The following is a 25,525-nucleotide window of genomic DNA, read 5'->3' as shown; positions in this document are numbered from 1 at the left end:
CCGAGGATTTTTAAATTCACTCAACATCCTCTAGCATTTTAAGTAATTCAGTTCTATTTACATCTTCCAAGAAATACCCGAAAAAATAATGTTTTAGTAATTTTTCAGCTATGATATTCTCGGTAACAATTTGTGGTTTATTTTCAGTTTTAAAAAGTATAATATCGAAACACTCTTCTTTTGAATCTAATTTATCTTTTAGAAAGTCCAAAGCAGAAGAATCAACCCACTCTTTCGGGATATGTTGAATTTCAGCATATAGAGGTTCCTTTTTTAAATAATCAAAGAAAACATGAGGTTTTATGAATGAGAAATAATAAAACTCATGCAAGTTATTGGCATTAACTTCAAAACCATTTTCAACTAAACATCTAGATAATTCGAATCGTCCAATTGGATCATTAAAAATTTCGTAAGTTCCAAAATGTAGACCTGTTGAATCATATTCATTTTGATAACCTAAAATAGAATCGATCTTTCCATACGAATACTTTAATCTGCCAAGCTCATCAAAATATAAACTGGTACCGGTCTTTGAATCGCTATAACTCAAGTTTAATAGCCTTCCATTCACCCGATAGTTAGCTTCAAATGAAAAATTAGAGATTTGATTATATCTTTTAACTGTGTGAATTGAACCTGTTTCAAAAAATATATCATACCCAACTTCAATAGGGTCACCTAAAGGATAAAACCTTGTCGTGTCAAAATAATTTATCGTATTAATTCCTCCACCTTTGTCTAGAACAGTGTCTCTTAAATGACTCTTATCCAACGATTTAAAATTATCAATCAAACCTTGTCCAAATCCAATAGAAACCGAGCAAAAGAGACTTACGAAAATAATAAATTGACTTAAACACTTCATTATAGTTGCTTATACGTTATAATTCGCGAGTTATTGTATCATGTAATTTAACCATAACAGAATGGTTAAATCGTCCACGCCTAAGAGAAACAAAGATCGATAAGGTCAATGATAATAATTGACTACCGATAACTCATATCTATACAACCTACCAAAATCTCAAATATTGGTTGTTTTATTTCTAAAAATTATCCTAACTTCAACTCATGATCGCTAATACTAACAACCAGTTATCTATACGATTCAACTGAACTGCTTGAGAAAAGCAACGCAACCTTGCTATTTATATTTAATATTAAAAAAAACATTGCTCCATGATTCACCTTATCGTTGGAAATACCGGTGCTGGAAAAACGACTTATTCGACCGAATTGAAAAGTAAAAATAACGGCATAATTTTTTCCATTGACAAATGGAACAAGACTTTATTTCTCGCTGACAAAAAACCGACAGACGGCTTGGAGTGGTTTTTAGAAAGAATTGACCGCGCGGAAGTAATGATAATGGAATTGGTAACACAATTAGAAAACGCAAAAACCGATACCATACTTGACTTAGGTTTTTCGAAACTAGCGCATAGAAATAAATTCAGAAAGTTCGCGGACACGAACGGATTCGAATTAAGAATTCATTTCTTAGACATTTCAAAAGAAACCCGGTTGAAGCGGGTAATGAAGCGAAATTCGGAAAAAGGTGAGACTTTTGAATTTGAGGTCAGTCAAGAAAATTTCGATTTTATGGAAAATTGGTTTGAGAAGCCAAGTGAAATTGAGATGCAAAATGGTATCACCATTGTGGAATGAGACTAAACAAGACTAAATCGATGATTTTAAAACTCTATTTTCTTAATCAATTCATAGTCAATAAAAATAGTTCATTTTGGTGGGAATTCTTGGAAGTGGTCAGAGGAAATTAATTTCAAATTTGATGATATTAAAAATGAGTTTATTCCGATTAAATATATAACCCATTCTTTTTGGTCGTTTTATCCTGACAGCACAATGAAAGTTGACTCTATTCTATACGAAAAAAATAGCCCCGGCTTAAAGAATTTCACCTACCCAAATAACCAATAAAAAGATGGCGACGTTGCTTTAAAACGACCAATCGTAGTCATGCAAATCAGTCAAACAAGCGGATAATAAATCAATTGAACCTTGAATATCATCTTTATTCGCCATTTCAATGACTTGGTGTAAGTGACGGGTTGGAATTGAAATTGCCTATTAACACATGTTAAAATCACATCCTTTTTCATTCATTATCAGTTATTTTAACTATATTGAATATCCTAACCTAATTTTATTTTATGAAACTATTTATCACGCTACTAATTTTCTCAACTTATGCCATTTCACAAGACATTGATATACTATGGCAAAAAACAATTGGCGGTAATTTTGATGACGGATCAGACGACATCGTAATTAATGATGCTGGCGATATTTTTCAAATAGGCACTTCAAGTTCAGATATCTCAGGTGATAAAACAGAGCCAATAATTGGAGATCGAGATATATGGATTGTCAAAACCAATGCTGTCGGTGAAATTCTTTGGGACAAAACTATAGGTGGAACAGAACGTGAACGGTCTGCAAAAGCAGTTATTTTAGCAAACAAACTATATGTCTTATGTACTTCTACATCTCCAATAAGTGGTACTAAAACAGCTCCTCATTATGGATTTAACGATTATTGGTTAGTTTGTATGGATATGGAAGGAAACCAATTATGGGATATGACCTATGGAGGTGATAAAAACGATCAAACTTTCGATATTAATGTAAATCCAGCAGGAAACTTATTGATTGGTGGCATGAGTTTTTCAAGTATATCCGGTAATAAAACAGATTTAATAGGTGGGGAGCGCGATTTCTGGATTTTAGAAATAAGCCCGACAGACGGTTCAATATTACAACAAAAAAGTATTGGTAGTAACGGTCCTGAATCTTTTTCTTCTTTGGTCTGCGATACTGATGGTAATATCTATTTAGTTGGTAGCTCAGGTACTAATGTTGAAAAAGATAAAACCGATCCTGGTTATGGTGATGGTGATATTTGGATTGTAAAAATGGACAGTGACTTTAATTTACTTTCGGATAAGTGTTTTGGTGGTACAGCAGGTGACGAGGCATCTGGAACCAGCTATATCTATGAAGACCATTTATATTTTACAGGAATAAGCCAATCTGATAACGACGGAAATAAAACAACAATTGCGTTCGGCTCGATGGATGTTTGGTTAGTGAAAGTTGACTTGGACTTAAATTTTATTTGGGATATAACTTTGGGAGGACTTGGATATGATACACCGCGAGATTTGGCCGTAAAAAATGACCAAATTATTTTGACTGCCCTTTCAGATGGAGATATTTCTGGTAATAAAACTGTCAATAGTTATGGAGATTTTGATATATGGTTGTTAATCTTAAATTTAGAGGGTGAAATTCAATATCAAAATGTATATGGCGGGGATGATTCGGATGATGGTAGATTTACATTTGATTCAGAAGACAAGATAGTTGTTTCAAGCTCTTCTAAATCAAATGTTTCAGGTGTAAAAACATCTCCTAACAAAGGTGGATATGACTTCTGGCTCTTTAAACTCGATGCATCTATTTATTTAAATATTTCGGACAATGAATTATCACAATCCAGCTCAATCAAGACCTACCCTAACCCTTTTATTGAAGATGTCAAATTTGCATTCGAAAGCCCTATAAAGTATCAGTCTGTTTTGACCATTTACAATACCCAAGGTCAAATGATAGACCAACTCGACGTTCAACCGAACAGCACTAACTTAGTTTGGAATACAGCAAACCTTGCGAATGGGGTTTATTTTTATGAAATATCTGTGGATGACATCCTACAAAAAGGGAAAATCATAAAGCAGTAAGTGGAATATTGGTCGATCGCTAATTAGCGCTTAAAACGACCAATCGTAGTCATGCAAATCAGTCAAACAAGCGGATAATAAATCAATCGATCCTTGAATATCATCTTTGTTCGCCATTTTGTAAACATATCTCTTTACATAAAATACACTTTGAACTCCTATCTATTTTACTTTTTCGTATGTTTGTAAACTTGTTAGTTTACATTAGTGATGAATTGAACCAATGAAAAACTTATCATTCATATTTATTTCATTTTTATTGGGATGTACACAATCCAACTCATCTGATAACATGAACATGATTGATAATGGGTTTAAAACGGACACCTCATCATTTGCAACCTTTCTAGCATCACCTTGTGAATTTGGTGAAATTGAATTTAAAAACATTTACCCTAAACTTCAAACCATTAAAGATGATGCAGTAGAGCATATAATTGTTCTAGACTCTTTGAGAGCTACAGGTTTTGATGTGTTGAATTACAGCAGAGGAAACTGGGAAAGAGGACCTCGGATTATTAGCTGTAATATCACAAATTACTACTGTGATTGTCAAATTGATAAACTCTATTATTCATCAAATATTAAAGACAAATACCGTGTAACAGAACGAGTGAATTGTCATAAAAGAGAAGGCGAATTAAAAAGTTTTATTCCAGACGAATATGAAATACTTGACTCCGTTAAAGGTTTTATAAACAATGACAGTTTAACGGATGTGATTTTAGTTCTTAAATTAATTCAGGAAGTTGCTACTGAGGAAAAGCGTCCCATTTTAGTACTCCTCAACACAGCTAATGGATACACCCTTAATTCCAGAAACGAAAACTACATGCTTTCGTGGAACGGCGGTGGTTTACATGGCGATCCATACGACAGAATAGAACTAAAGAATAAGGAATTCAAAATAGTTCATTTTGGTGGGAGTTCTTGGAAGTGGTCAGAGGAAATTAATTTCAAATTTGATGATATTAAAAATGAGTTTATTCCGATTAAATATATAACCCATTCTTTTTGGTCGTTTTATCCTGACAGCACAATGAAAGTTGACTCTATTCTATACGAAAAAAATAGCCCCGGCTTAAAGAATTTCACCTACCCAAATAACCAATAAAAAGATGGCGACGTTGCTATAAAATCTCTATTGCAGCAACTCATTTTTTTGATTATTTACTATATTACATAATCTTCGATTCACTTTTTAAAACAAACAGAAAGAACTTCACTTTTAACTCCGTAACATTCCTTATATTTATCAGTGAACCAAACTATTGAAATGTTGCACCATAGAATTAAGCTACTTTTAATCACCTCACTTCTGACAGTTCAACTGAAGGCGCAAAGTGATACATTGTCAGATGCTCAATTGATATATACATATCATGAAATTTTAAGAACCGATCGTTCAAATGTTAAAAACGAAGAAATTCGTCATTTAATTTTTCGCAGAAACTTTAATACGATCATTTCAATTATCAGAACCCAGGGATACCCTATATTATTAGTCGAACCAAAAAAACGAAAAGATAAATATATAATCTTCGAAGCTTCTTCAATCACATTTTTTCATATCCTACAAACCTTTCCAGACAAGCTACTTGACCCGGAAATAATAAATTTACTCAAAACAGAAATCGAATCGGGTAGAATGCCAAATGATTTACTTAAAAAAGAGCTAATTGTGTGGAAAAAGATGAATGATTTACCAAACAATAAATATCCGCAAAAAATATCGACTGAAACCTTAACCCTATATCAGAATGCGCTTAAGGTCTTAAAAATGGAAGAATAAAAATTAATCTATTCGTTTTGTTAAAAAATAATAATTGTCGACATAAAAATAATTTATTGTGATTATATTCAACAACCTAATTACACATTATGAAACTACTCTTCGCATTATTCTTTACTTCAACTTTCACCTTCGCCCAGGACATTGATATACTATGGCAAAAAACCATTGGCGGTAATTTTAATGACGGATCAAACGACATCGTAATTAATGATGCTGGCGATATTTTTCAAATAGGCACTTCACGTTCAGATATCTCAGGTGATAAAACAGAACCAATAATTGGAGATCGAGATATATGGATTGTCAAAACCAATGCTGTCGGTGAAATTCTTTGGGACAAAACTATAGGAGGAACAGAACGTGAACGGTCTGCAAAAGCAGTTATTTTAGCAAATAAACTTTATATTTTATGCACTTCTGGTTCACCAATAAGCGGCACAAGGACAGCAAACCATTATGGTCTCGACGATTATTGGCTAGTTTGTATAGACATGGAAGGAAACCAACTTTGGGATATTAGTTATGGAGGGGATAATTACGATCAAACAACAGATATTAAAATAAATCCAGCAGGAAATATAATGATTGGTGGCACAAGTTCATCAAATATATCTGGAAATAAAACGGACTTAATAGGTGGAGAAGCAGATTTTTGGGTCCTAGAAATCAACCCAATTGATGGTTCAATACTTCAGCAAAAAAGTATTGGCAGTAATACTATAGATTCCTTTACTGCTTTTTCATTCGATACAGAAGGCAACATTTATTTATTCGGCGACTCAGGATCTAATATAGAAAAGGACAAAACAGATCCTGGTTATGGCGATGCCGATTTTTGGATTGTAAAAATGGACAGTGATTTTAATATAATTGCGGACAAGTGCTTTGGCGGTTCATCATACGAAAACGCACCAATTGGAACTAGTTTTATCTATGAAAATTATTTATATTTTGCTGGTGGAAGCGGTTCAGATGACGATGGAAATAAAACAACAATTTCATTAGGCATAATGGATGTTTGGTTATTGAAGGTCGACTTAGATTTAAATTTAATTTGGGATAAATCGTTGGGTGGTTTTGGATATGAATTCCCGAGCGATTTGGAGGTTAAAAAAGAGCAAATTATTCTGACTGCAAATACAGAAGGAGATATTTCAGGAAATAAAACGGTTAATTCATACGGCGAACAAGATATGTGGCTGTTAATTTTAGATTTAGATGGTGAAATTCAATATCAAAATGTTTATGGTGGCGATGGATATGATTATGGTCATTTTGATTTCGATAGAGATGATAATCTAATCGTTTCTTGCACTTCAGCTTCAGGTATTTCCGGCGTAAAAACTGATCCAAGCAAAGGGGATGCGGACTACTGGTTATTTAAACTTGACATGTCACAGTATTTAAATATTAATGACAATGAATTATCACAATCCAAGTTAATCAAGACTTACCCTAACCCTTTTATTGATGACGTTAGATTTGCATTCGAAAGCCCTATAAAGCATCAGTCTGTTTTGACCATCTACAATACCCAAGGTCAAATGATTGATCAACTCAACGTTCAACCGAATAGCAATAACTTAGTTTGGCATACAACCAACCTAGCCAGCGGTGTTTATTTTTATGAAATATCTGTAGATGATAAGCTACAAAAAGGGAAAATCATAAAGCAGTAAGTGGAATATTGGTCGATTGCTAATTAGCGCTTAAAACGCCCAATCGTAATCCTGCAAATCAGTCAAACAAGCGGATAATAAATCAATTGAACCTTGAATATCATCTTTATTCGCCATTTCAATGACTTGGTGTAAGTGACGGGTTGGAATTGAAATTGCTCCAGCAATCGATCCTCCATCAGTCATACGCTGTATCCCAGCAGTATCAGTACCTCCAGCAGTTAGTATTTCTGGTTGCCATTTAATTTTATGTTTATCAGCCGTCTGTTTCATGAAAGCCACCATGCGGTAATCACAGATGGTCATCGCATCCATAATCTTGATTGCCGTTCCATCACCTAATGAAGTGATTTTCTCATGATCAGCAGCACCTGGAACGTCATACGCAATTGTTGTATCCAATCCGAAACCAAAATCAGGTTTAATTTTCAAAGCAGAAACATTTGCACCTCTTACCCCTACCTCTTCTTGCACGGTAAACACACCATAAACATCATAAGGCACTTCCTTATCTTTTAATGCTCTTAGTGATTCAATCAAAATAAAAACAGCCAAACGGTTGTCCAACGATTTTGAATTCACACAATTCCCCATCTCTATAAATTCACGCTCACGTGTAATCGGATCTCCAATCTTAATAGAAGCTTCAACCTCTTCTTTAGACAAACCTGTATCAATAAAATAATCAGATATTTTAGCGACCTTATTTCTTTCATCCGCAGTCATTACATGAATTGGTTTTGACGACATCACGCCAATAATATCCTTCTTCCCATGAATAATAACACGTTGCGCTGTCAAAGTTTTAGGATCGAATCCACCCAAAGTATGAAAACGAATAAATCCATTTTTATCGATATGCGTCACAATGAAACCAATTTCATCCATATGCGCACCAATCATCACCCTTTTATCGGCTTTACCTTTTTTGATTGCATAAACATTCCCCATATTGTCAACCTGTACTTCGTCAACTAAAGGTGTTATTTCTTTGATCACTATTTCACGCACTTTTTGCTCAAAACCTGGAGCACCTGGCGTTTTACAAATCTCAGCTAAGAGTTCTAAATTCATACGATTAATTATTTTTTTCAGCTTGCATTAACAAAATTCGATATGCAATCATTAGGGGAACGCCGATTAGGCAAATAACAAGTAAAAACCAACCTTTCCAAGTTGGTATAACATCCGCAACACGTGTTGTTGAAACCGCTTCCGGCAAAAAATCCCAATTCATAAAAGCCCTTAAGCTAATATCAATTGAATAGTTTGCGCCACTTTCCAGAATCGTAGCTTCGAATATTTCAGCAGGATAGAAAAAGAAGAAACAGAAGAAAGCTGCAAGAACACCAATATAAGTTAGAATGATTTTCAACATAGGTGAAGCGTTTAAAAATTTAAAATAGTGAATTCTCAACTGTTAGCCAATTGAGAATTCACTTAATAATGGTAATCCGAAATATAATTTAACAATATTCGTCAAAAGCCATCGCTAAGTTCTCTGCAATCATTTCAGCAGTACGTCCTTCAATATGATGTCTTTCAATAAAATGCACTAAAGTTCCGTCTTTAAATAAACCTATTGAGGGTGATGACGGAGGATAAGGTAGCGTATATTTTCTTGCTTGATTAACAGCATCACCATCAACACCAGCAAATACAGTAACCATTTTAGAAGGTACTTTATTGTGTTTAGTTGATAAGATAACACCTGGTCTCATTGTACCTGCAGCACAACCACAAACCGAGTTAATTACGCATAAAACTGTTCCTTTAGAATTGATTGCTTCATCAACTTTCTCTACAGTTTCTATACTCTCAAATCCAGCATTTACCAATTCTTGTTTCATTGGTGCAGTTAATTCTTGTGGATACATATCTTACTTATATTTTATGATTAAATAATTCTAGTACAAATTTGCACATAATTTATTGAAGAATCAATTTGTTTGAACTTATAACCTCAGTTCGACTATAACAAATTTCCACAGAAACCTTGAAAACAGTAAGATTTGATTAAAAAAACGTAAAAATAGCGGGGTAATTTAAGGCTTTTTTGGTCAAAAGGCTGCTGTTTTCATGGTTTTTCGAAGAATTGATTTCAATTTACTTATATTACGTTATGATTTTTCGTAGTGAATACTGCTTCAAAACCATGCCTTATCTAAGATAATTTGAAATCAACTGTGTGCGTTTGCTATAATCGAACTGAGGTTTATAAATTCTTAAAAACAATCCAAGAATACTATTTATAAAAACGCTTTAAATCCACAGTCGAATCGATTGTTCCACCTTTATAGACAGCAGCATACAATTCAGCAGCACAATAAGGACCAACCATTACACCTTTTGTTCCCAATCCGTTTAAAACATGAAGATTTGGACGTATTGAATGCGTTCCCAAAACAGGCATTCTATCTGCAAGTGTAGGACGCAAACCAGCCTCTTGGTTGATAATTTCATAATCGAAATTCACCAGTTTGGCCAATTTTTCAATCAATTCAGCCTTCCCATCTTCCGTTGGAATGGGTGTTTCTATTTTCCAATTATAAGTCGAACCGACGATATACTCACAATTCCCAATTGGTAAAATAAAAATATTCCGATTGATCACATCCGTGCAAACCTCCACTTTCGTTTTAATCGTCAGAATATCACCATGCGTTGGGCGCATCTTAACCGCTTCAAAAAATGGGTTATTCAAAATTGCAGCACCTTCACAGAAGAAATAATCAATATTATCGTCAATAGTATTATAATCGAATAATTCTGGAATAAATCGAACACCTTCCTTTTCAAAAAAATCTTTGGACGCATCTAAAAAGAGGTTCACCTTTAAATGACCCGTTGAATGAACAGAGCCCAATCCAAATTCAATTTTAAAATGATCGTTGGGATCAACCTGTGCATTCTCACTAAAAGAAAGCCATTGATCTATAGGAGCGTCAGCCATTTTTACCGACCAATTATTCTCCTCCTCTATATTTGTGAGCACCCTGTGAATAGAAAACTTCCTTAACAATTCAACTCCGAGCAGCTTTTCAATCTTCGGGTAAAAATCATCAATAAAAGGCAATAAAACATCAGCTTTCCAACTCATATTCAACCTTTTAAAAACTACTGGATTTACTATTCCTGCTGCAACTCGAGAAGATTTAGTCATATCAACATGATAGACTTGAAATTTTTTTTGATCAAAATAATGTTGCCATGCCATACATGCGCCAGACAATCCCCAACCAACAATTATATTCTCCATTGTACCACCTTAAATTCGAGCCGCTAAGGTAGCAATACTTACTTTACAATCTTTAATTTTCAATAATTCAGAAGCACAGGCTTCGATCGTTGCGCCAGTTGTCAACACATCATCGACAAGCAGCACATGCTTACCTATTAAGCGTTCAGGTTTCACTACTTTAAAAATTCCACGCACATTATTGTAGCGATCATATTTCGAGAAATTGGTCTGCGTTAAATTATGGATGACACGTTTGACATATTTTGTCTCAACGGGAACTTTCAACACTTTTGCTATTCCATTTGCTATGATTTCGCTTTGATTAAAACCCCGTTCTTTCATTTTTTTCTTGTGTAATGGAACTGGAATAACGTATGAAAAAGGTTCGTTTGGCAGAATATCTTTCCCTAATACTTCGCCAAAATATGCACCAATTTTAAACTTTCTATGGTATTTTAATTGATGAAGTAGGCCTTGAACTTGGTTTCCTTTTTGATAATTAAACAAGCTAAACACTTGATTTACTTCAACCCTACCCCAAAACACTTGCTCCAAAGCGGCTTGATGCATGTCAGCATCCTTTAAATAAGGCAATTCGAACGAACAATTTAAGCAAACATGCTTTTCCATTGTATTCAAATCGGCATTACAAATCTGGCAGTGATTAGGATAGACAATATGCATCAGAGATTCCCCAATGATTTTAAGCCGACTTCCTAATTCCATATAACCAATTTTGATTAAAAAATTACATTTAAACTTAAGAATACTTTTTCACATATCAAAGTGAATAAATATAAACCTCAATTAACTTGATTCGCATATGTTTTTAGGCGTAAATTGTAAGTCGATTTGGACGTGTAATTTGTGATATAAATTGAAGGTTAAGAGAATATCAATTAATTGTTCATTACTATTAACAACTACCTAAATAAAATAATTTTAAGGTTAAAACGTGTTAATTCTAATTCACTATTATACAGGTATTTAGACATGTCAAATTAGCTAAATTGTTGAAAACTATGAGACCTTTGTGAATTAAAATTGATAGGTTATTGTTTAAATAATCGCAATTTTTGTAATCCGATTAAGCACCTCTACAAGGTCTATCAAAATAGGTCAAATCGGCAGAAAAAAATTAAGTTCTCGATTCGGCTTAATTTTTGATTAGAATAACCCAGGATTGAAGCATAAACGAGTACAAAAAATTAAACTAAGAAGTAATGGCTGAGTCACAAGAACCAATTTTGCAGAAGAACAACGATCGATTTGTATTATTTCCAATTGCACACAATGACATTTGGCAATTTTACAAAAGGGCGGAAGCAAGTTTTTGGACAGCTGAGGAGATTGATTTATCACAGGACTTGATAGACTGGAGTGAAAAACTAACTGATGACGAGCGTCATTTTATCAAACACATTTTAGCTTTTTTCGCTGCATCTGATGGAATTGTAAATGAGAACCTTGCTGAAAATTTCTTATCAGAGGTTCAATATACGGAGGCAAAATTTTTCTACGGATTTCAAATCGCGATAGAGAATATTCACTCTGAAACGTATTCATTGTTGATTGATACTTACATCAAGGACAACAAGGAGAAAGACTATTTATTTAACGCAATTGACACTATTCCTTGTGTTAAAAAGAAGGCTGAATGGGCATTGAGATGGATTGATGAAGGATCGTATGCAGAGCGATTAATTGCATTTGCGGCGGTTGAAGGCATTTTCTTTTCTGGTTCATTTTGTTCGATTTTCTGGTTAAAGAAAAGAGGATTGATGCCGGGATTGAGTTTCTCAAACGAGTTAATTTCGAGAGACGAAGGTTTACATTGCGATTTCGCATGTTTATTGTACAACAATCATTTAGTTGAGCAATTATCAAAAGAGACAGTAACAAAAATCATCACGGATGCTGTTGAGATTGAAAAAGAATTTGTTACAGATGCTATTCCTGTGAAGCTGATAGGAATGAATGCAGACTTAATGCAACAATATATCGAGTTTGTAGCTGACCGATTATTAGCTGAGTTAAACTGTGACAAAGTTTATAATGCAACAAATCCATTCGACTTTATGGACATGATCAGCATTCAAGGAAAAACGAATTTCTTTGAGAAAAGAGTGGCTGAGTATCAAAAAGCCGGAGTATTGAACAGTGGTGAGAACCAATCATTCTCGTTAGACGAGGATTTTTAACATCAACAAAATTAACCCCCTTTAGTAGTACCTGTTTCAACCAATTAGCAGGAATTATTATCTTAAAATTTAGGACGCACTATGTATGTAATTAAAAGAGACGGGCGTAAAGAACCCGTTAAGTTTGACAAAATAACCGCAAGAATTAAAAAACTCTGTTACGGTTTAAGCCCAATCGTTCAGCCAGAGATGGTTGCGATGAAAGTTATCGAAGGATTGTATGATGGCGTAAGCACGTACGAATTAGATAATTTGGCTGCAGAAGTTTCGGCTTCAAAAACTATTGAACATCCTGATTACGCGCTTTTAGCATCGCGTATTTCGGTTTCAAACTTACACAAGAACACCAAAAAATCATTTTCTGATACGATCGAAGATTTATATAAATACATCGATCCAATTACAGGAGAAAACGCATCTTTAATTGCTGAAGATGTTTACAATATTGTTTGTGACAATGCTGAGTATTTCGATTCTCACATTATTTACGACAGAGATTTCAAGTATGACTTTTTCGGTTTTAAAACCTTAGAAAGAGCATATTTATTAAAAATGAACAATAGCATTGTTGAGCGTCCGCAACATATGTTAATGCGTGTTTCAATTGGTATTCATAAAGAAGATATAGAAGCAGCTGTTAAGACTTATAATGCAATGTCTGAAGGTTGGTTTACACATGCAACACCAACATTATTTAATGCTGGTACACCTAAACCTCAAATGTCATCTTGTTTCTTATTACAAATGAAAGAAGATAGTATTGAAGGAATTTATGACACATTAAAACAATGTGCTAGAATTTCTCAATCAGCAGGTGGAATTGGTTTATCTATCCACGACATTCGTGCAAAAGGAGCATATATTAAAGGAACAAACGGAACATCAAATGGTATTGTACCAATGTTGCGTGTATTCAATGACACAGCTAGATATGTAGATCAAGGTGGAGGAAAAAGAAAAGGATCTTTCGCGATTTATATTGAGCCATGGCATGCAGATATTGGAGACTTCTTAGATCTTAAGAAAAACCATGGTAAAGAAGAGCAAAGAGCAAGAGATTTATTCTATGCGATGTGGGTTCCAGATTTATTCATGAAAAGAGTTGAAGAGAACGGCGAATGGACTTTAATGTGTCCAAACGAATGTCCAGGTTTATCTGATGCTTATGGTGATGAATTTGAAAAATTATATACAAAATACGAAGCTGAAGGTAGAGGAAGAAAGACAATTAAAGCACAAGATATTTGGTTCAAAATTCTAGAATCTCAAATTGAGACGGGTACACCATATATGGTTTACAAGGATGCGGCAAACTTAAAGTCGAATCAAAAGAATTTAGGAACGATCAAATCATCGAACTTATGTACTGAGATCTTAGAATATACAGCACCAGACGAGGTTGCAGTATGTAACTTAGGATCTATTGCACTACCTAAATTCGTTAACGCTGAAACAAAGACTTTCGATCACAATAAATTATTCGAAATGTCATATCATTTGGCAGTTAACTTGAATAGAGTTATTGATCAAAACTATTACCCTGTAGAAGAAGCAAGAAATTCAAATATGCGTCACCGTCCAATTGGAATTGGTGTTCAAGGTTTGGCAGATGCATTTATTTTAATGCGTTTCCCTTTTGATTCTCCAGAGGCTAGAGTATTGAACAAAGAAATTTTTGAAACAATCTATTATGCTGCAGTTACTGCATCTAAAGATTTAGCGATAAAAGAAGGAGCATACGAATCATTCAAAGGTTCACCAATGTCTAAAGGAGAATTCCAATTCGACATGTGGGGAGTTAAACCAACGGATAGATGGGAATGGGATATCTTGAGAAAAGAAGTAAAGAAACATGGTGTTAGAAATTCATTATTGTTGGCACCAATGCCTACAGCTTCAACAGCACAAATCTTAGGAAATAATGAGTGTTTCGAACCTTATACTTCTAATGTTTATACAAGACGTGTACTTTCTGGTGAATTCATCATCGTGAACAAACACTTATTGAAAGACTTAGTGAAATTAGGCTTATGGGATTCAACAATGAAAAACAAATTGATGGGATCTAACGGTTCGATTCAAAACATTGATGAAATTCCACAAAACATCAAAGATCTATACAAAACTGCATGGGAAATTTCTCAAAAAGTATTGATTGATCTTTCTGCTGATCGTGGTGCATATATTTGTCAATCTCAATCATTGAACTTGTTCATGGAGAATGCCAATTTTGCAAAATTAACTTCAATGCACTTTTACGGATGGAAAGCTGGTTTAAAAACTGGTATGTACTATCTAAGAACGAAAGCTGCAACGGACGCGATTAAATTTACACTTGAAAAAGAAAAAGCAGCAATGCCGGTTGCAAAAACTGAAGAAGAACGAATGGAAGAAATCGCTTGTTCTCTTGATGATCCGGACAATTGTGACATGTGCAGTGGCTAAATCCAATAGCTATCAAGCGCAGCTTGAATAGTATTGGTGCAGCCACAAACATGCCGAACATAGAGAGGACATGTGTAGTGGTTAACACTTCGACTTCGCTCAGTGCGGAGGTCCAATAGCTATCAAGCGCAGCTTGAGTATCGAATTGATTACTGTAGTTAAACCCTACGAACGATCTCAACAAAGCAAATCAAAAACTACTTAAAAGAGGTGAACCAAATTGGTTCACCTCTTTCTGTTTTATTTTATTAAATTTATCATTATGGCAAAAAACAAAACACAAGCAACTCCAATCAGTCCTTTAGCATTCATCGCAGAAATTGATAATGATAAAAAGAAAGAAGAAGCAAAAGTCTTATTGGACTTATTTGAGAAGGTTACAGGTTATCCTTCAGTAATGTGGGGCGCGAGTATTATTGGTTACGGCAGGTATCACTATAAATACGAAAGCGGACGTGAGGGAGACGCTCTAATCACAGGTTTCTCACCAAGAAAAGCTAAACACTCTATCTATTTAATGGATGGTTTTGACAAACATACAGATCTGCTTGAAAAACTAGGTAAATTCAAAACGAGTAAGGCCTGCCTATATGTCAATAAATTGGAGGATATCGATTTAAAAGTATTAGAAGAATTGATTAAAGCTTCGGTTGCTGCAGTCAAAGACATGTGGGAAGAAAAATAAATAAGTATTAATATACATCCTTATTGATAGGGATCCCCAATTCTCTGAACATTGGTTCTAAGACAACAGTCTGATTAAGTCGATTTTTCGGCACTGATTCGATCCGGTCACACATAAAACAAATACTAATATGCGCAACAATATCGTCTGACTTATAGAAAACGATACCATGATGCGGAATATAACATTCAGATTGCCCTGTTTCATTCGTGTTTTTATTACCATTTAGCACTTCACCCAAGAATTTGATCTGCTCTGGATTTAATTTAGCACCAATAGGGTTAATGACGGTAGGATTCATTTTTCCATCAAAAAAAACACCAGAATTACTAGAAACTCCCTTACCTTCATTCGTATAGTGAAAAGCTTTTACCACGTCATAATCAAAATAAATCCATGACTTATCTTCTGAACAATTTGAAAGACTAAAAACCAAAGAGGTTATTAAAAAGAAAAATAAAAGCTTCATGCCAACAAGGTAGCGATAAAACGAATATTGTACACTTATATCTTTAAGTAAAAAATAATAAACACTCCGGCGACCGTTTACTCCGAAGTGCTTATCAATTTATTAGTTTTCTTCCGATAATTGGAAATTAATCGGCAATACATAACGTACTGCAACTGCCTTTCCGTCTTGTTGACCTGGCGTCCAATCGTCCATCAATTCGACAACACGTTTTGCCTCAGCATCAATTGTTTCACTTACGCCACGTACAACTTTCACTTGATCTACCGAACCGTCCTTATTGATAACCAATTGCGTATAAGCGATACCAGACACGCCATTTTCAACATCAATTGCAGGATACTTAATATTATCTCCGATAAATTGAGCCATTGCCGCTTCACCTCCCGGATATGAAGGTTCTACCTCAGGAATATCAACAATCTCCTCCTCCACAATTTCCACTTTCTCCTCAGTACATTGTACCATTCCTAAAGTCAACAATAGAATAGGAAACATTAAAATCAATCCTTTGTAATTTTTTGTTTTTGTTTTCATCTTTTTAATTCTTTTTTTCAGTGTTAGAACATTATAAAACTGATTGGTTAATAAATATGTATTTGAACTAGTTCCTAAAGAATATGCCAATAAAAATTGCATGTAATTGACATTGTATTTGGTATATAATTGCTGATCAACTTCGTATTCGTGAAGATCAACTAAATACCGTTTTGCGAAGTAAACCGCAGGGTTAAACCATGTAAAAACATGGAATAATTCGAATAGAATAATTTCTAATGAGTGAGACTTTTTATTGTGCAGCATTTCATGTTCAAGGATAATGTCCCTTTGTTCCGCATCAATATTCGGCGTTATTTGAATGTATCGGAAGAAAGAAAATGAAGGCACATCCTCAACAGCATAAACTTTTAAATTCCCCACTTTCTCAAAATTATGATTCAGAAAGAACAAAAATACTTTTGCTGTGCGGATGATTAATAGCACACCTGCTATAACAACACCTAGCCAATAAATATTCCATAAACTCAACCAACCCCATGTATTACTAATCGATTCGATTGCAACGGTCGCACCCGCTTCACCGACATTTACAACAGGCAGCTGCACAATAAAGCTATGCGCTACTTCCGTTGTTTTAAATAATAGCAAGCCTAATAATACAAGCGGACTGGCAAATAAGATGGCTCTTTGAATTTTAAAATCAATAAAATTCTTTAAAATCAACAGCCCTATATATAGTGCCGCTATAATTAAATTAAACTCAATAAAATACCACGTTAAATTATTCATCCCCTTCAGCTTTTATAATTGATACTATTTCATCCAAATCATTCAAATCCATTGAATTCTCTTTCATAAAAAACGAAAGCAATTGTTTATTCGAGTTATTGAAGTACTTTTTCTTTAAAGTCTGTAATTGCTGTAAAGAATAATCATCCTTTGACAAAGTCGGTTCGTATCTATTCGCCTTGCCGAATGTCTCGTAAGTCAAAAATTTCTTATCGACTAAAACACGCACAACAGTTAATACAGTATTGTAAGCCGGTTTAGGCGCTGGTAATGCTTCTAGAATATCTTTAGCGAAACCTTTTTCTATCGACCATACTGCTTGCATGATTTGTTCTTCTGCTTTGGTAAGTTCCTTTTTCTTCATTATTTTTCAATTGCTTGAAGCAAACATACAACTACTTTTCTAATTATACAACTATAAAACTAATTATATAATTATAAATATAGTTTTTAAACCAATAAAAAAACGCCTGACATCCCTGTCAAGCGTTTCATTTATAATGAATTAAATCTTTTAAATATTCGCTAAAATAGACTCGAAAAATAATTTTCCATCTGTATTTCCTAAATCTGCATCAGATGCTCTTTCAGGATGTGGCATCATTCCAAACACGTTTTTGCCTTTATTCGTAATTCCAGCAATGTTTAATAATGAACCATTTGGATTCGCTTCCGCCGTAGCATTTCCTTCTTCATCAACATATTCAAATAAGATTTGATCATTGTCTTGAATTTGCTTTAGCATATCCTCTGGAGCAAAAAATCTTCCTTCGCCATGAGCAACAGGAATCTTATATGCTTTATTGTGATCTAAGTCTTGAGTAATAATAGTTGACTTACTCACAGGCGATAAAAAGATATTCTTACAAATAAACTTTTGTGTATCGTTATGCAATAAAGCACCATCTAACAATGGTGTTTCACATAAAATTTGAAAACCATTACAAACGCCCATTACGTAACCACCTTTTAAACCATGTTCAATAACAGCTTCCATAATTGGTGAAAACTTCGCAATTGAACCTGATCTTAAATAATCACCAAAAGAGAAGCCCCCAGGTAGAACTACAAAATCAACACCTTTAAGGTCTTTATCTTTGTGCCATAATTTTTCAACTTTCTGCCCTAAAGAGACAGCTAAAGTATCATACATATCTTGGTCACAATTTGAACCGGGAAAAGTAACTACACCAAATTTCATCTTATTCTTTTTTTGCAATGCAAAGTTAATATTATTCGTTTAATTCATCTAATAAACGACCAACAATAGGTTAAAGAAAAAAATAAGACACTTAAAAGCTCGGTTAGATTAAACCAATTCGACAATACGAAGGACCAGTACAATAATAAACCAACTTGATATTAGCACATTATAAATCAAGAGATTCCTCACATAAAGAATTTGTACTGAAAGGATAATTGCTATTGGAATAATAGATGCTACTAATAATACATCATAAAAATACCAATTCAAGGCTGTAGAAATTAGTGCAATCCAAATAAAGTGGAAAAGTATTTTACTTCGTTTTTTAAATCGCATCAATTGTCCGCTCATTACGATTAGAAAACGCCAAAAAGAAAAAAGGATTAAAAATAAAATACCAGCATAAAAAGCAAGCAATAACCAATTAAGGTCAAAAGATCTTGGAGCGAGAACAATTCCGTCTTGTGCAAAGATTAAATTCCCCTCAACAATAAAATAAATGGCAAAATAATAAAACCACGGCAAGATAAAACCGAGCAGTACCAAGAACAGTTCTCTCCAAATGAAAGATCTAAACAGGATTAACGTAATTATAGGCAAAAGAAAAAGCGGCAAAAGCCAAGGCACAAGTGCAATTGCAGTTCCTATTAGCAAAGACGCCATAAAAATTGGACTCTTTGCACAATCCTGTCGATTAACCTTAAATAGATAACCAAGGCCATAACTCAATAAGGCATACACTAATATTGTCCAAGAGAAATAAAAAGCATTAAAGGTGAAGAGCAGCAGTGTATAAATAAAACCAGGTAAATAAGAGTTCTTTGAATAAAACCCATAATTATTCACCACATTATTCAACTGTAAAGCGGTTAAAGTTATTATAAAGGCAGTTAAAAGAAAATTCAACCAAGGAATTTGGTGAATCATTTCTATAAACTGAGACTCCCAGCTAAACACATTAGAATCAGTAGGAATTTCAACTAAAAAAACTTGTAATGCTAAGACGGCAATTAACAATGGCAAAGTAATTATTGCAATCGGTGTTTTAGTTTTGTACAAATTTATTAGCATGCTTCAAAATTAATGTAATTATTTATTACATTTGTTTCACAAATACAATTTATATGAGTTCATCAGATGTTTTTTATGGAATTGCCGACGGAGCGCAATGGTTATTTCGTAACACTTTAGAGCCAATTGGAGATTCTTTTTGGACAATTACGTTAATCGCAGGTTTTTTAGCGTTTGGATATTGGATGTTTAGACAAAACAAATTCAATAACGAAGCGGCGAATAACCCAGATCAGCGTAAGTAAAAAGTAATACTTTGATGAACCTCCAATTTATTGGAGGTTTTTTTTGTTTAAAAAATTCTCGTTTTTAAGAAACGTTCGCATTTTTTAATTCGCGTAGGAAACTAAATATTTTTTTTCTGAAAGCGATAAATAGAATGATATATGGAATTATCATTATATATAAAATTCCAGTATTTAAGGAACTCGAATCCTCTTCCATTTGTTCCATAGCCACTGCTTTACACATTGCGCATTGCCCAAATAAATCTTGCAAAAAACAAAAGAAAAGGAAAAATACTAGTACAAATCTTTTCATTACCGATTAACTTATAGACACAAAGGTACAAATTCAATTGTTAATCCAGTAAAAAATAGCGTTATTTGCACCATCTAAACAAAGAAAAAAAGATGAATAACTTGACAACTTTAGGCGAATTTATTGTAGACAAACAGAAAGACTTTCCAGGATCGAGTGGAGAATTTTCAAGTTTATTAAGTGGCATTAGATTGGCTTCAAAAATAGTTAGTCAGCAAGTCAACAAAGCTGGCCTTTTAAGTCATATAGTTGGTGGAGCAGGCTCAGAAAACATTCAAGGGGAGCAACAACAAAAGTTAGATGTAATTGCAAATGACCAGTTCATCAAAGCCTTAACAGCAAGAAATGTTGTTTGCGGTATTGCATCAGAAGAAAATGATGATTTTATTAAAATCAATGAAACTGGTAGATACATTGTTGCAATGGATCCACTTGATGGTTCTTCGAACATTGATGTAAATGTTTCAATCGGAACAATTTTCAGTATTTACAAGAGAAAAACGCCCGTTGGTACACCTGTAGAAAACGAAGATTTTTTACAGCCAGGTACCGAACAGTTGGCTGCAGGTTATATAATTTATGGATCATCAACTATGTTGGTTTACACAACAGGGTTTGGAGTAAATGGATTTACTTTTGATCCAGGTATCGGTGTTTTTGTTTTGTCACATCCCAATATGAAATTTCCTGATTCAGGAAAAATTTATTCAATGAATGAAGGGAATTTCTTAAGAAGTTCGAAAGGCGTTCAAGACTATATTAATTATGCAAAAACTATTGATGAAGAAACAAACAGACCATATACAGCACGTTATATTGGATCTTTAGTTGCTGATTTTCATAGAAACTTGATTAAAGGAGGGATTTATATTTATCCTTCAACTACAAATGCACCACTTGGTAAACTACGTTTATTATACGAATGTAATCCTTTGGCATTTATTGCTGAGCAAGCAGGTGGTGCAGCATCTGATGGTAAAAAAAGAATTATGGAAGTTACACCTACAGGTTTACATCAACGTGTTCCTTATTTCACAGGGAATTCGGCAATGGTTGAAAAAGCAGAAGCATTTATTGCAGCTGAATAATAAATTAAACAAAGAACAATTAGTTAAAAGATAGAATTATGGCAAAAATAACATTAGGCGGAGCGCCATGTAATACAAATGGAAGTTTACCAGCAGTAGGAACAAAAGCAAAAGATTTTGCCTTAGTTGGTGTTGATATGGGTAGAAAGTCATTGGCTGATTATGCTGGAAAAAATTTAATTTTAAATATTTTCCCGAGTGTTGATACTGGTGTATGTGCTGCATCTGTTAGACATTTTAACGAAAAAGCATCTGCTCTTGAAAACACAACAGTATTGTGTATCTCTCGTGATTTACCATTCGCTCAAAAAAGATTCTGTGGTGCTGAAGGCATAGAGAATGTAGAAGTGCTTTCAGATTTTGAAAAAGGTGCTTTTGGTGATGATTATGGTGTTTCTATCGAAGATGGAGCATTTAAAGGTTTGCACGCAAGAGCAATTGTAATTTTAGATGAAAACGGTACAGTAAAATACACTGAACTAGTACCAGAAATTGGAGAATCTCCAAATTTTGATGCAGCTATTGCTGCGCTTTAATAAAGCTTTCAAGAATCAAAGCGATTGTAAAAGATTGCTTTGATTCTTTTTTAATATTAAATCCACCGATTAATTTTTTCTTTTCGGTCATATTTTCCAAATTATTAGGGCTAAATTTGCGACATGACCGTTGATGAGTTTAAAGAAGCCTATAAAAATTCAGACAAAGTACAATCCATAGCCTCACTTTTACAAGAAGAGGACAAAAAAATCGCAATTAAGGGATTAATTGGATCTTCAAAAGCAGTTATTGCAAATGCTATAATCGAATCACATAGAGGTTCGCATTTATTCATTCTGAACGATAAAGAAGAAGCTGCTTTTTTCTTAAATGATATACAAAACTTAAATAAGAACAGTGATAAACTTCTGTTCTTCCCCCACAGTTATAAAAAGCCTTATCAGTTCGAAGAAATTGACAATGCTAATGTTGTTTCAAGAGCAGAAGTTCTAGAAAGAATCAATCGTGGGAACCAAGCTATTGTTGTAACTTACCCTGAAGCACTTTTTGAAAAAATTATTACTAAAAAGCAATTCGCAAAAAGCATTTTAGAAATCAAAAAGGGGATAGAATATTCAATTGACTTTATCAACGAATTATTAATTGAATACGAATTCGAAAAAGTTGACTTCGTTTACGAACCTGGCCAGTTTGCTGTAAGAGGTGGAATCGTTGACATTTTTTCGTTCTCAAACGATGTACCTTATAGGGTTGAATTCTTTGGTGATGAAGTTGATACCATTCGAACATTCGATCCCGTTAACCAACTGTCCATTAAAAATATTGCACGACTTACAGTTGTTCCAAATATTCAACAATACAAAACAGAAGAGGTAAGAGAAACCCTTTTCAACTTTATTAGCAACACTTCAACCACTTGGATTAGTGACTATAAAGGCATTCTTCAAACGATAGATGTTGAATATGAAAAAGCACTAAAAATATACAAAGGCCTGCCTGACACTGGGGTTAAACATTCACCGCCAGTTGATCTATTTTTAGGCAAAGCAATATTTGAAAAGCAAGTCCTTCAACACAACATAATTGAATTTGGTGAGCGTCATTTTTTTAAAGGTGACGAATTCCATTTTAATTTTGGATTGCAACCTAGCTTTAATAAGAAGTTCGATTTGTTGATTGAGAATTTACAGCTCAACGAAAAAGCTGGCTTCAAGAATATGATTATTGCCAGTCAAGCCAAACAAATCGAGCGATTATATGCCATTTTCGAAGATTTAAATTCGAGTATACAATTTAGCACACTTTCTTTTGCCTTACATGAAGGTTTTATAGACAACGACGAAAAATTTGTTTGTTATACAGATCATCAGATTTTTGAACGTTATCACCGGTTTCGGCTCAAGGACGGATACAGAAAAAACCAACAAGCTTTAACGCTTAAAGAAATTTACAATCTTCAAAAAGGTGATTTTGTTACACATATTGATCATGGAATTGGTCAGTTTTCTGGATTAGAAATCATTGATGTTAACGGCAGACCACAAGAAGCCATTCGATTGGTATACCGTGACAATGATGTTTTATATGTTTCTATCCATTCCTTACACCGTATTGCAAAATATACGGGTAAAGAAGGCACACAACCGAAAATGAATAAGATTGGTACCCAAACGTGGAGCAATACCAAGAAGAAAACTAAAACACGTATAAAAGAAATTGCGTACGATTTAATTAAATTATATGCACAACGTAAACAAGAATCAGGATTTGCATACTCTCCTGATACTTATTTACAAAACGAATTAGAGGCATCATTTTTATTTGAGGACACACCTGATCAATTAACAACAACAATCGCTGTTAAGGAGGATATGGAATCCGATTCACCAATGGACAGATTGGTTTGTGGAGACGTTGGTTTTGGTAAAACTGAAATTGCCGTTCGAGCTGCCTTTAAAGCCGTTGCTGACAGCAAACAAGTTGCCATATTAGTTCCAACAACAATCTTAGCTTTACAACATTATAAAACATTTAAAGATCGACTTGAAGGAATGCCTTGTACTGTTGATTATGTTAATAGATTCAAAACTACTAAGCAGACCAACGAAACACTAAAAAGATTAGCCGAAGGTAAATTAGATATCATTATTGGTACTCATAAACTAGTCGGTAAAAATGTCAAATTCAAAGACCTTGGATTGATTATAATTGATGAAGAGCAAAAATTTGGTGTAGGTGTAAAAGACAAATTAAAACTATTTAAAGCGTCAGTTGATACCTTGACTTTAACTGCGACACCAATACCTAGAACGTTGCAGTTCTCGCTAATGGGCGCAAGAGATTTATCGATCATCAATACACCACCGCCGAATAGGCAGCCGGTAGATACCGAAGTGATCACTTTTAACGAGGAAATCATTCGAGATACCGTTTCTTACGAAGTACAAAGAGGTGGGCAAGTATTTTTTGTACACAATCGCGTACAGAACATTCACGAAGTTGCAGGCATGATTCAAAGACTTTGCCCTGGCGTAAGAGTTGCGGTTGGACATGGACAAATGGATGGAAAAAAATTAGAAGAATTAATGTCTGATTTTATCGATAACGAATATGATGTTCTAGTCGCAACTACCATTATCGAATCGGGAATTGATGTTTCAAATGCCAATACCATCATTATCAATAATGCACAGAATTTTGGATTAAGTGATTTGCACCAAATGAGAGGGCGTGTTGGTCGATCGAATAAAAAAGCATTCTGTTATTTAATTGCTCCGCCCCTACATACTTTGCCTTCTGATTCGAGAAAAAGATTAGAAGCGATTGCACATTTCTCAGATTTAGGATCAGGATTTAATATCTCAATGCGTGATTTAGATATTAGAGGTGCTGGAAATTTATTGGGAGGAGAACAGTCAGGATTTATTTCAGATATAGGATTCGAAATGTATCAGAAGATCTTAAACGAAGCGTTAAAAGAATTAAAACAGAACGAATTTAAAGAATTATTCACCGAAGATAGTTCGGTTGACGATGATGAATTTGTGACAGATTGTATTCTTGAAACAGATTTAGCTTTATTAATTCCAGATACCTATATCAACAATGTTGCGGAAAGATTAATGATCTACCAAAGCTTAGACAATTCGAATGATCACAACGACTTAGAAAAATTCAGTCAAGGTCTAATCGATAGATTCGGTCCAATGCCAGAATTGGTAGAGGAATTGATTAAGTCAATCGAATTAAGATGGAAGGCAAAAACTATTGGATTTGAGAAGTTGGTGATCAAAGGCAATAAGATGATTGGTTATTTTGTAAGTCAACCAGATTCACCATATTATCAATCGAGTCATTTTACGAAAGTTTTAAGTTTCATTCAAACCAATCCAGCGGATGCAAAAATGAATGAGCGGAACAATAAATTAAGACTGATTTTTGACAAAGTTAATTCGATTTCAAAGGCCATTTCTAACCTAGAAAGAATTAGCTAATCAATTTATTTTGTTTGGCTTGTGACTTTTACCTAACTTAGGTTTCATACTTGTTGAA

General features: G+C 34.1%; 23 protein-coding genes. 12 read left to right on the top strand and 11 right to left on the bottom strand.

What is annotated here, in order from left to right:
- Positions 1-16: 16 nt before the first annotated feature.
- Positions 17-868 carry a hypothetical protein gene (locus T367_RS0106555; protein WP_027419125.1) on the bottom strand — a complete coding sequence of 284 codons (852 nt, stop codon included), beginning with the start codon at positions 866-868 and terminating at the stop codon, positions 17-19.
- Positions 869-1,182: 314 nt separating this feature from the next.
- Here T367_RS0106555 and T367_RS0106550 point away from each other — a divergent pair, with 314 nt between their 5' ends.
- The 5 genes from T367_RS0106550 (at position 1,183) to T367_RS0106525 (ending at position 7,241) form a co-directional block, all read left to right on the top strand.
- Positions 1,183-1,671, top strand: a complete 489-nt coding sequence (locus tag T367_RS0106550; protein ID WP_027419124.1) for an AAA family ATPase — start codon at positions 1,183-1,185, stop codon at positions 1,669-1,671.
- A 506-nt stretch (positions 1,672-2,177) separates the two neighbouring features.
- The gene (locus T367_RS0106545) at positions 2,178-3,767 is read left to right on the top strand and encodes a T9SS type A sorting domain-containing protein (protein WP_027419123.1); all 1,590 of its coding nucleotides are present in this window, start codon (positions 2,178-2,180) and stop codon (positions 3,765-3,767) included.
- Positions 3,768-3,990: 223 nt separating this feature from the next.
- Positions 3,991-4,881: a hypothetical protein gene (locus tag T367_RS0106535; protein ID WP_157454145.1), complete on the top strand. Its 891-nt coding sequence runs from the start codon at positions 3,991-3,993 to the stop codon at positions 4,879-4,881.
- A gap of 162 nt (positions 4,882-5,043) precedes the next feature.
- A complete protein-coding gene (locus T367_RS0106530) occupies positions 5,044-5,559 on the top strand; it encodes a hypothetical protein (protein ID WP_027419121.1) in 516 nt (171 codons plus the stop codon).
- Between the two features lie 89 nt (positions 5,560-5,648).
- A complete protein-coding gene (locus T367_RS0106525; protein WP_027419120.1) occupies positions 5,649-7,241 on the top strand; it encodes a T9SS type A sorting domain-containing protein in 1,593 nt (530 codons plus the stop codon).
- A gap of 30 nt (positions 7,242-7,271) precedes the next feature.
- Here the strand turns inward: T367_RS0106525 and T367_RS0106520 are convergent, their stop codons facing one another.
- From T367_RS0106520 to T367_RS0106500, 5 genes are all read right to left on the bottom strand, one after another.
- Positions 7,272-8,315 (bottom strand): M42 family metallopeptidase, encoded by a 1,044-nt coding sequence (locus T367_RS0106520; RefSeq protein WP_035842780.1) that lies wholly within the window; start codon positions 8,313-8,315, stop codon positions 7,272-7,274.
- A 4-nt stretch (positions 8,316-8,319) separates the two neighbouring features.
- The gene (locus T367_RS0106515) at positions 8,320-8,619 is read right to left on the bottom strand and encodes a hypothetical protein (RefSeq protein ID WP_027419118.1); all 300 of its coding nucleotides are present in this window, start codon (positions 8,617-8,619) and stop codon (positions 8,320-8,322) included.
- A gap of 88 nt (positions 8,620-8,707) precedes the next feature.
- On the bottom strand, positions 8,708-9,118 hold the full coding sequence (locus T367_RS0106510) for a BrxA/BrxB family bacilliredoxin (RefSeq protein ID WP_027419117.1): 411 nt from the start codon (positions 9,116-9,118) through the stop codon (positions 8,708-8,710).
- 368 nt (positions 9,119-9,486) lie between these two features.
- Positions 9,487-10,500 (bottom strand): NAD(P)/FAD-dependent oxidoreductase, encoded by a 1,014-nt coding sequence (locus T367_RS0106505; RefSeq protein WP_027419116.1) that lies wholly within the window; start codon positions 10,498-10,500, stop codon positions 9,487-9,489.
- Between the two features lie 9 nt (positions 10,501-10,509).
- Positions 10,510-11,208, bottom strand: coding sequence for a ComF family protein (locus T367_RS0106500; RefSeq protein ID WP_035842777.1), 699 nt, complete (start codon positions 11,206-11,208; stop codon positions 10,510-10,512).
- A 497-nt stretch (positions 11,209-11,705) separates the two neighbouring features.
- On the opposite strand from T367_RS0106500, the gene T367_RS0106495 reads away from it, so the two are divergent.
- From T367_RS0106495 to T367_RS0106485, 3 genes are all read left to right on the top strand, one after another.
- Complete coding sequence (locus tag T367_RS0106495; RefSeq protein WP_027419114.1) at positions 11,706-12,683, top strand: ribonucleoside-diphosphate reductase small subunit; 978 nt, start codon at positions 11,706-11,708, stop codon at positions 12,681-12,683.
- Between the two features lie 81 nt (positions 12,684-12,764).
- Positions 12,765-15,128 (top strand): ribonucleoside-diphosphate reductase subunit alpha, encoded by a 2,364-nt coding sequence (locus T367_RS0106490; protein WP_027419113.1) that lies wholly within the window; start codon positions 12,765-12,767, stop codon positions 15,126-15,128.
- 262 nt (positions 15,129-15,390) lie between these two features.
- On the top strand, positions 15,391-15,813 hold the full coding sequence (locus T367_RS0106485) for a DUF1801 domain-containing protein (RefSeq protein ID WP_027419112.1): 423 nt from the start codon (positions 15,391-15,393) through the stop codon (positions 15,811-15,813).
- Between the two features lie 7 nt (positions 15,814-15,820).
- Here the strand turns inward: T367_RS0106485 and T367_RS0106480 are convergent, their stop codons facing one another.
- From T367_RS0106480 to T367_RS0106460, 5 genes are all read right to left on the bottom strand, one after another.
- Positions 15,821-16,282, bottom strand: coding sequence for a hypothetical protein (locus T367_RS0106480; protein ID WP_027419111.1), 462 nt, complete (start codon positions 16,280-16,282; stop codon positions 15,821-15,823).
- Between the two features lie 102 nt (positions 16,283-16,384).
- The gene (locus T367_RS0106475) at positions 16,385-17,572 is read right to left on the bottom strand and encodes an energy transducer TonB (RefSeq protein ID WP_027419110.1); all 1,188 of its coding nucleotides are present in this window, start codon (positions 17,570-17,572) and stop codon (positions 16,385-16,387) included.
- Positions 17,565-17,936: a BlaI/MecI/CopY family transcriptional regulator gene (locus T367_RS0106470; RefSeq protein ID WP_027419109.1), complete on the bottom strand. Its 372-nt coding sequence runs from the start codon at positions 17,934-17,936 to the stop codon at positions 17,565-17,567. Before T367_RS0106470 ends, T367_RS0106475 begins: the two co-directional genes overlap by 8 nt.
- 150 nt (positions 17,937-18,086) lie before the next feature.
- The gene (gene purQ, locus T367_RS0106465; protein ID WP_027419108.1) at positions 18,087-18,773 is read right to left on the bottom strand and encodes a phosphoribosylformylglycinamidine synthase subunit PurQ; all 687 of its coding nucleotides are present in this window, start codon (positions 18,771-18,773) and stop codon (positions 18,087-18,089) included.
- A gap of 108 nt (positions 18,774-18,881) precedes the next feature.
- Positions 18,882-19,847, bottom strand: a complete 966-nt coding sequence (locus T367_RS0106460; RefSeq protein WP_027419107.1) for a hypothetical protein — start codon at positions 19,845-19,847, stop codon at positions 18,882-18,884.
- A 53-nt stretch (positions 19,848-19,900) separates the two neighbouring features.
- Between T367_RS0106460 and T367_RS0106455 the strand changes: the two genes are divergently transcribed.
- From T367_RS0106455 to mfd, 4 genes are all read left to right on the top strand, one after another.
- Complete coding sequence (locus T367_RS0106455) at positions 19,901-20,092, top strand: hypothetical protein (RefSeq protein WP_027419106.1); 192 nt, start codon at positions 19,901-19,903, stop codon at positions 20,090-20,092.
- A 387-nt stretch (positions 20,093-20,479) separates the two neighbouring features.
- Positions 20,480-21,475: a class 1 fructose-bisphosphatase gene (gene fbp / locus T367_RS0106445; protein ID WP_027419104.1), complete on the top strand. Its 996-nt coding sequence runs from the start codon at positions 20,480-20,482 to the stop codon at positions 21,473-21,475.
- 38 nt (positions 21,476-21,513) lie between these two features.
- Positions 21,514-22,011: a thiol peroxidase gene (gene tpx, locus T367_RS0106440; RefSeq protein WP_027419103.1), complete on the top strand. Its 498-nt coding sequence runs from the start codon at positions 21,514-21,516 to the stop codon at positions 22,009-22,011.
- A 123-nt stretch (positions 22,012-22,134) separates the two neighbouring features.
- Positions 22,135-25,467: a transcription-repair coupling factor gene (mfd, locus tag T367_RS0106430; protein ID WP_027419102.1), complete on the top strand. Its 3,333-nt coding sequence runs from the start codon at positions 22,135-22,137 to the stop codon at positions 25,465-25,467.
- Positions 25,468-25,525: the final 58 nt, after the last annotated feature.

The sequence above is a fragment of the Crocinitomix catalasitica ATCC 23190 genome, from assembly GCF_000621625.1.
In the GTDB taxonomy this organism is placed as follows: Bacteria; Bacteroidota; Bacteroidia; order Flavobacteriales_D; family Crocinitomicaceae; genus Crocinitomix; species Crocinitomix catalasitica.
This window is presented reverse-complemented; position numbering and strand designations above follow the sequence as displayed.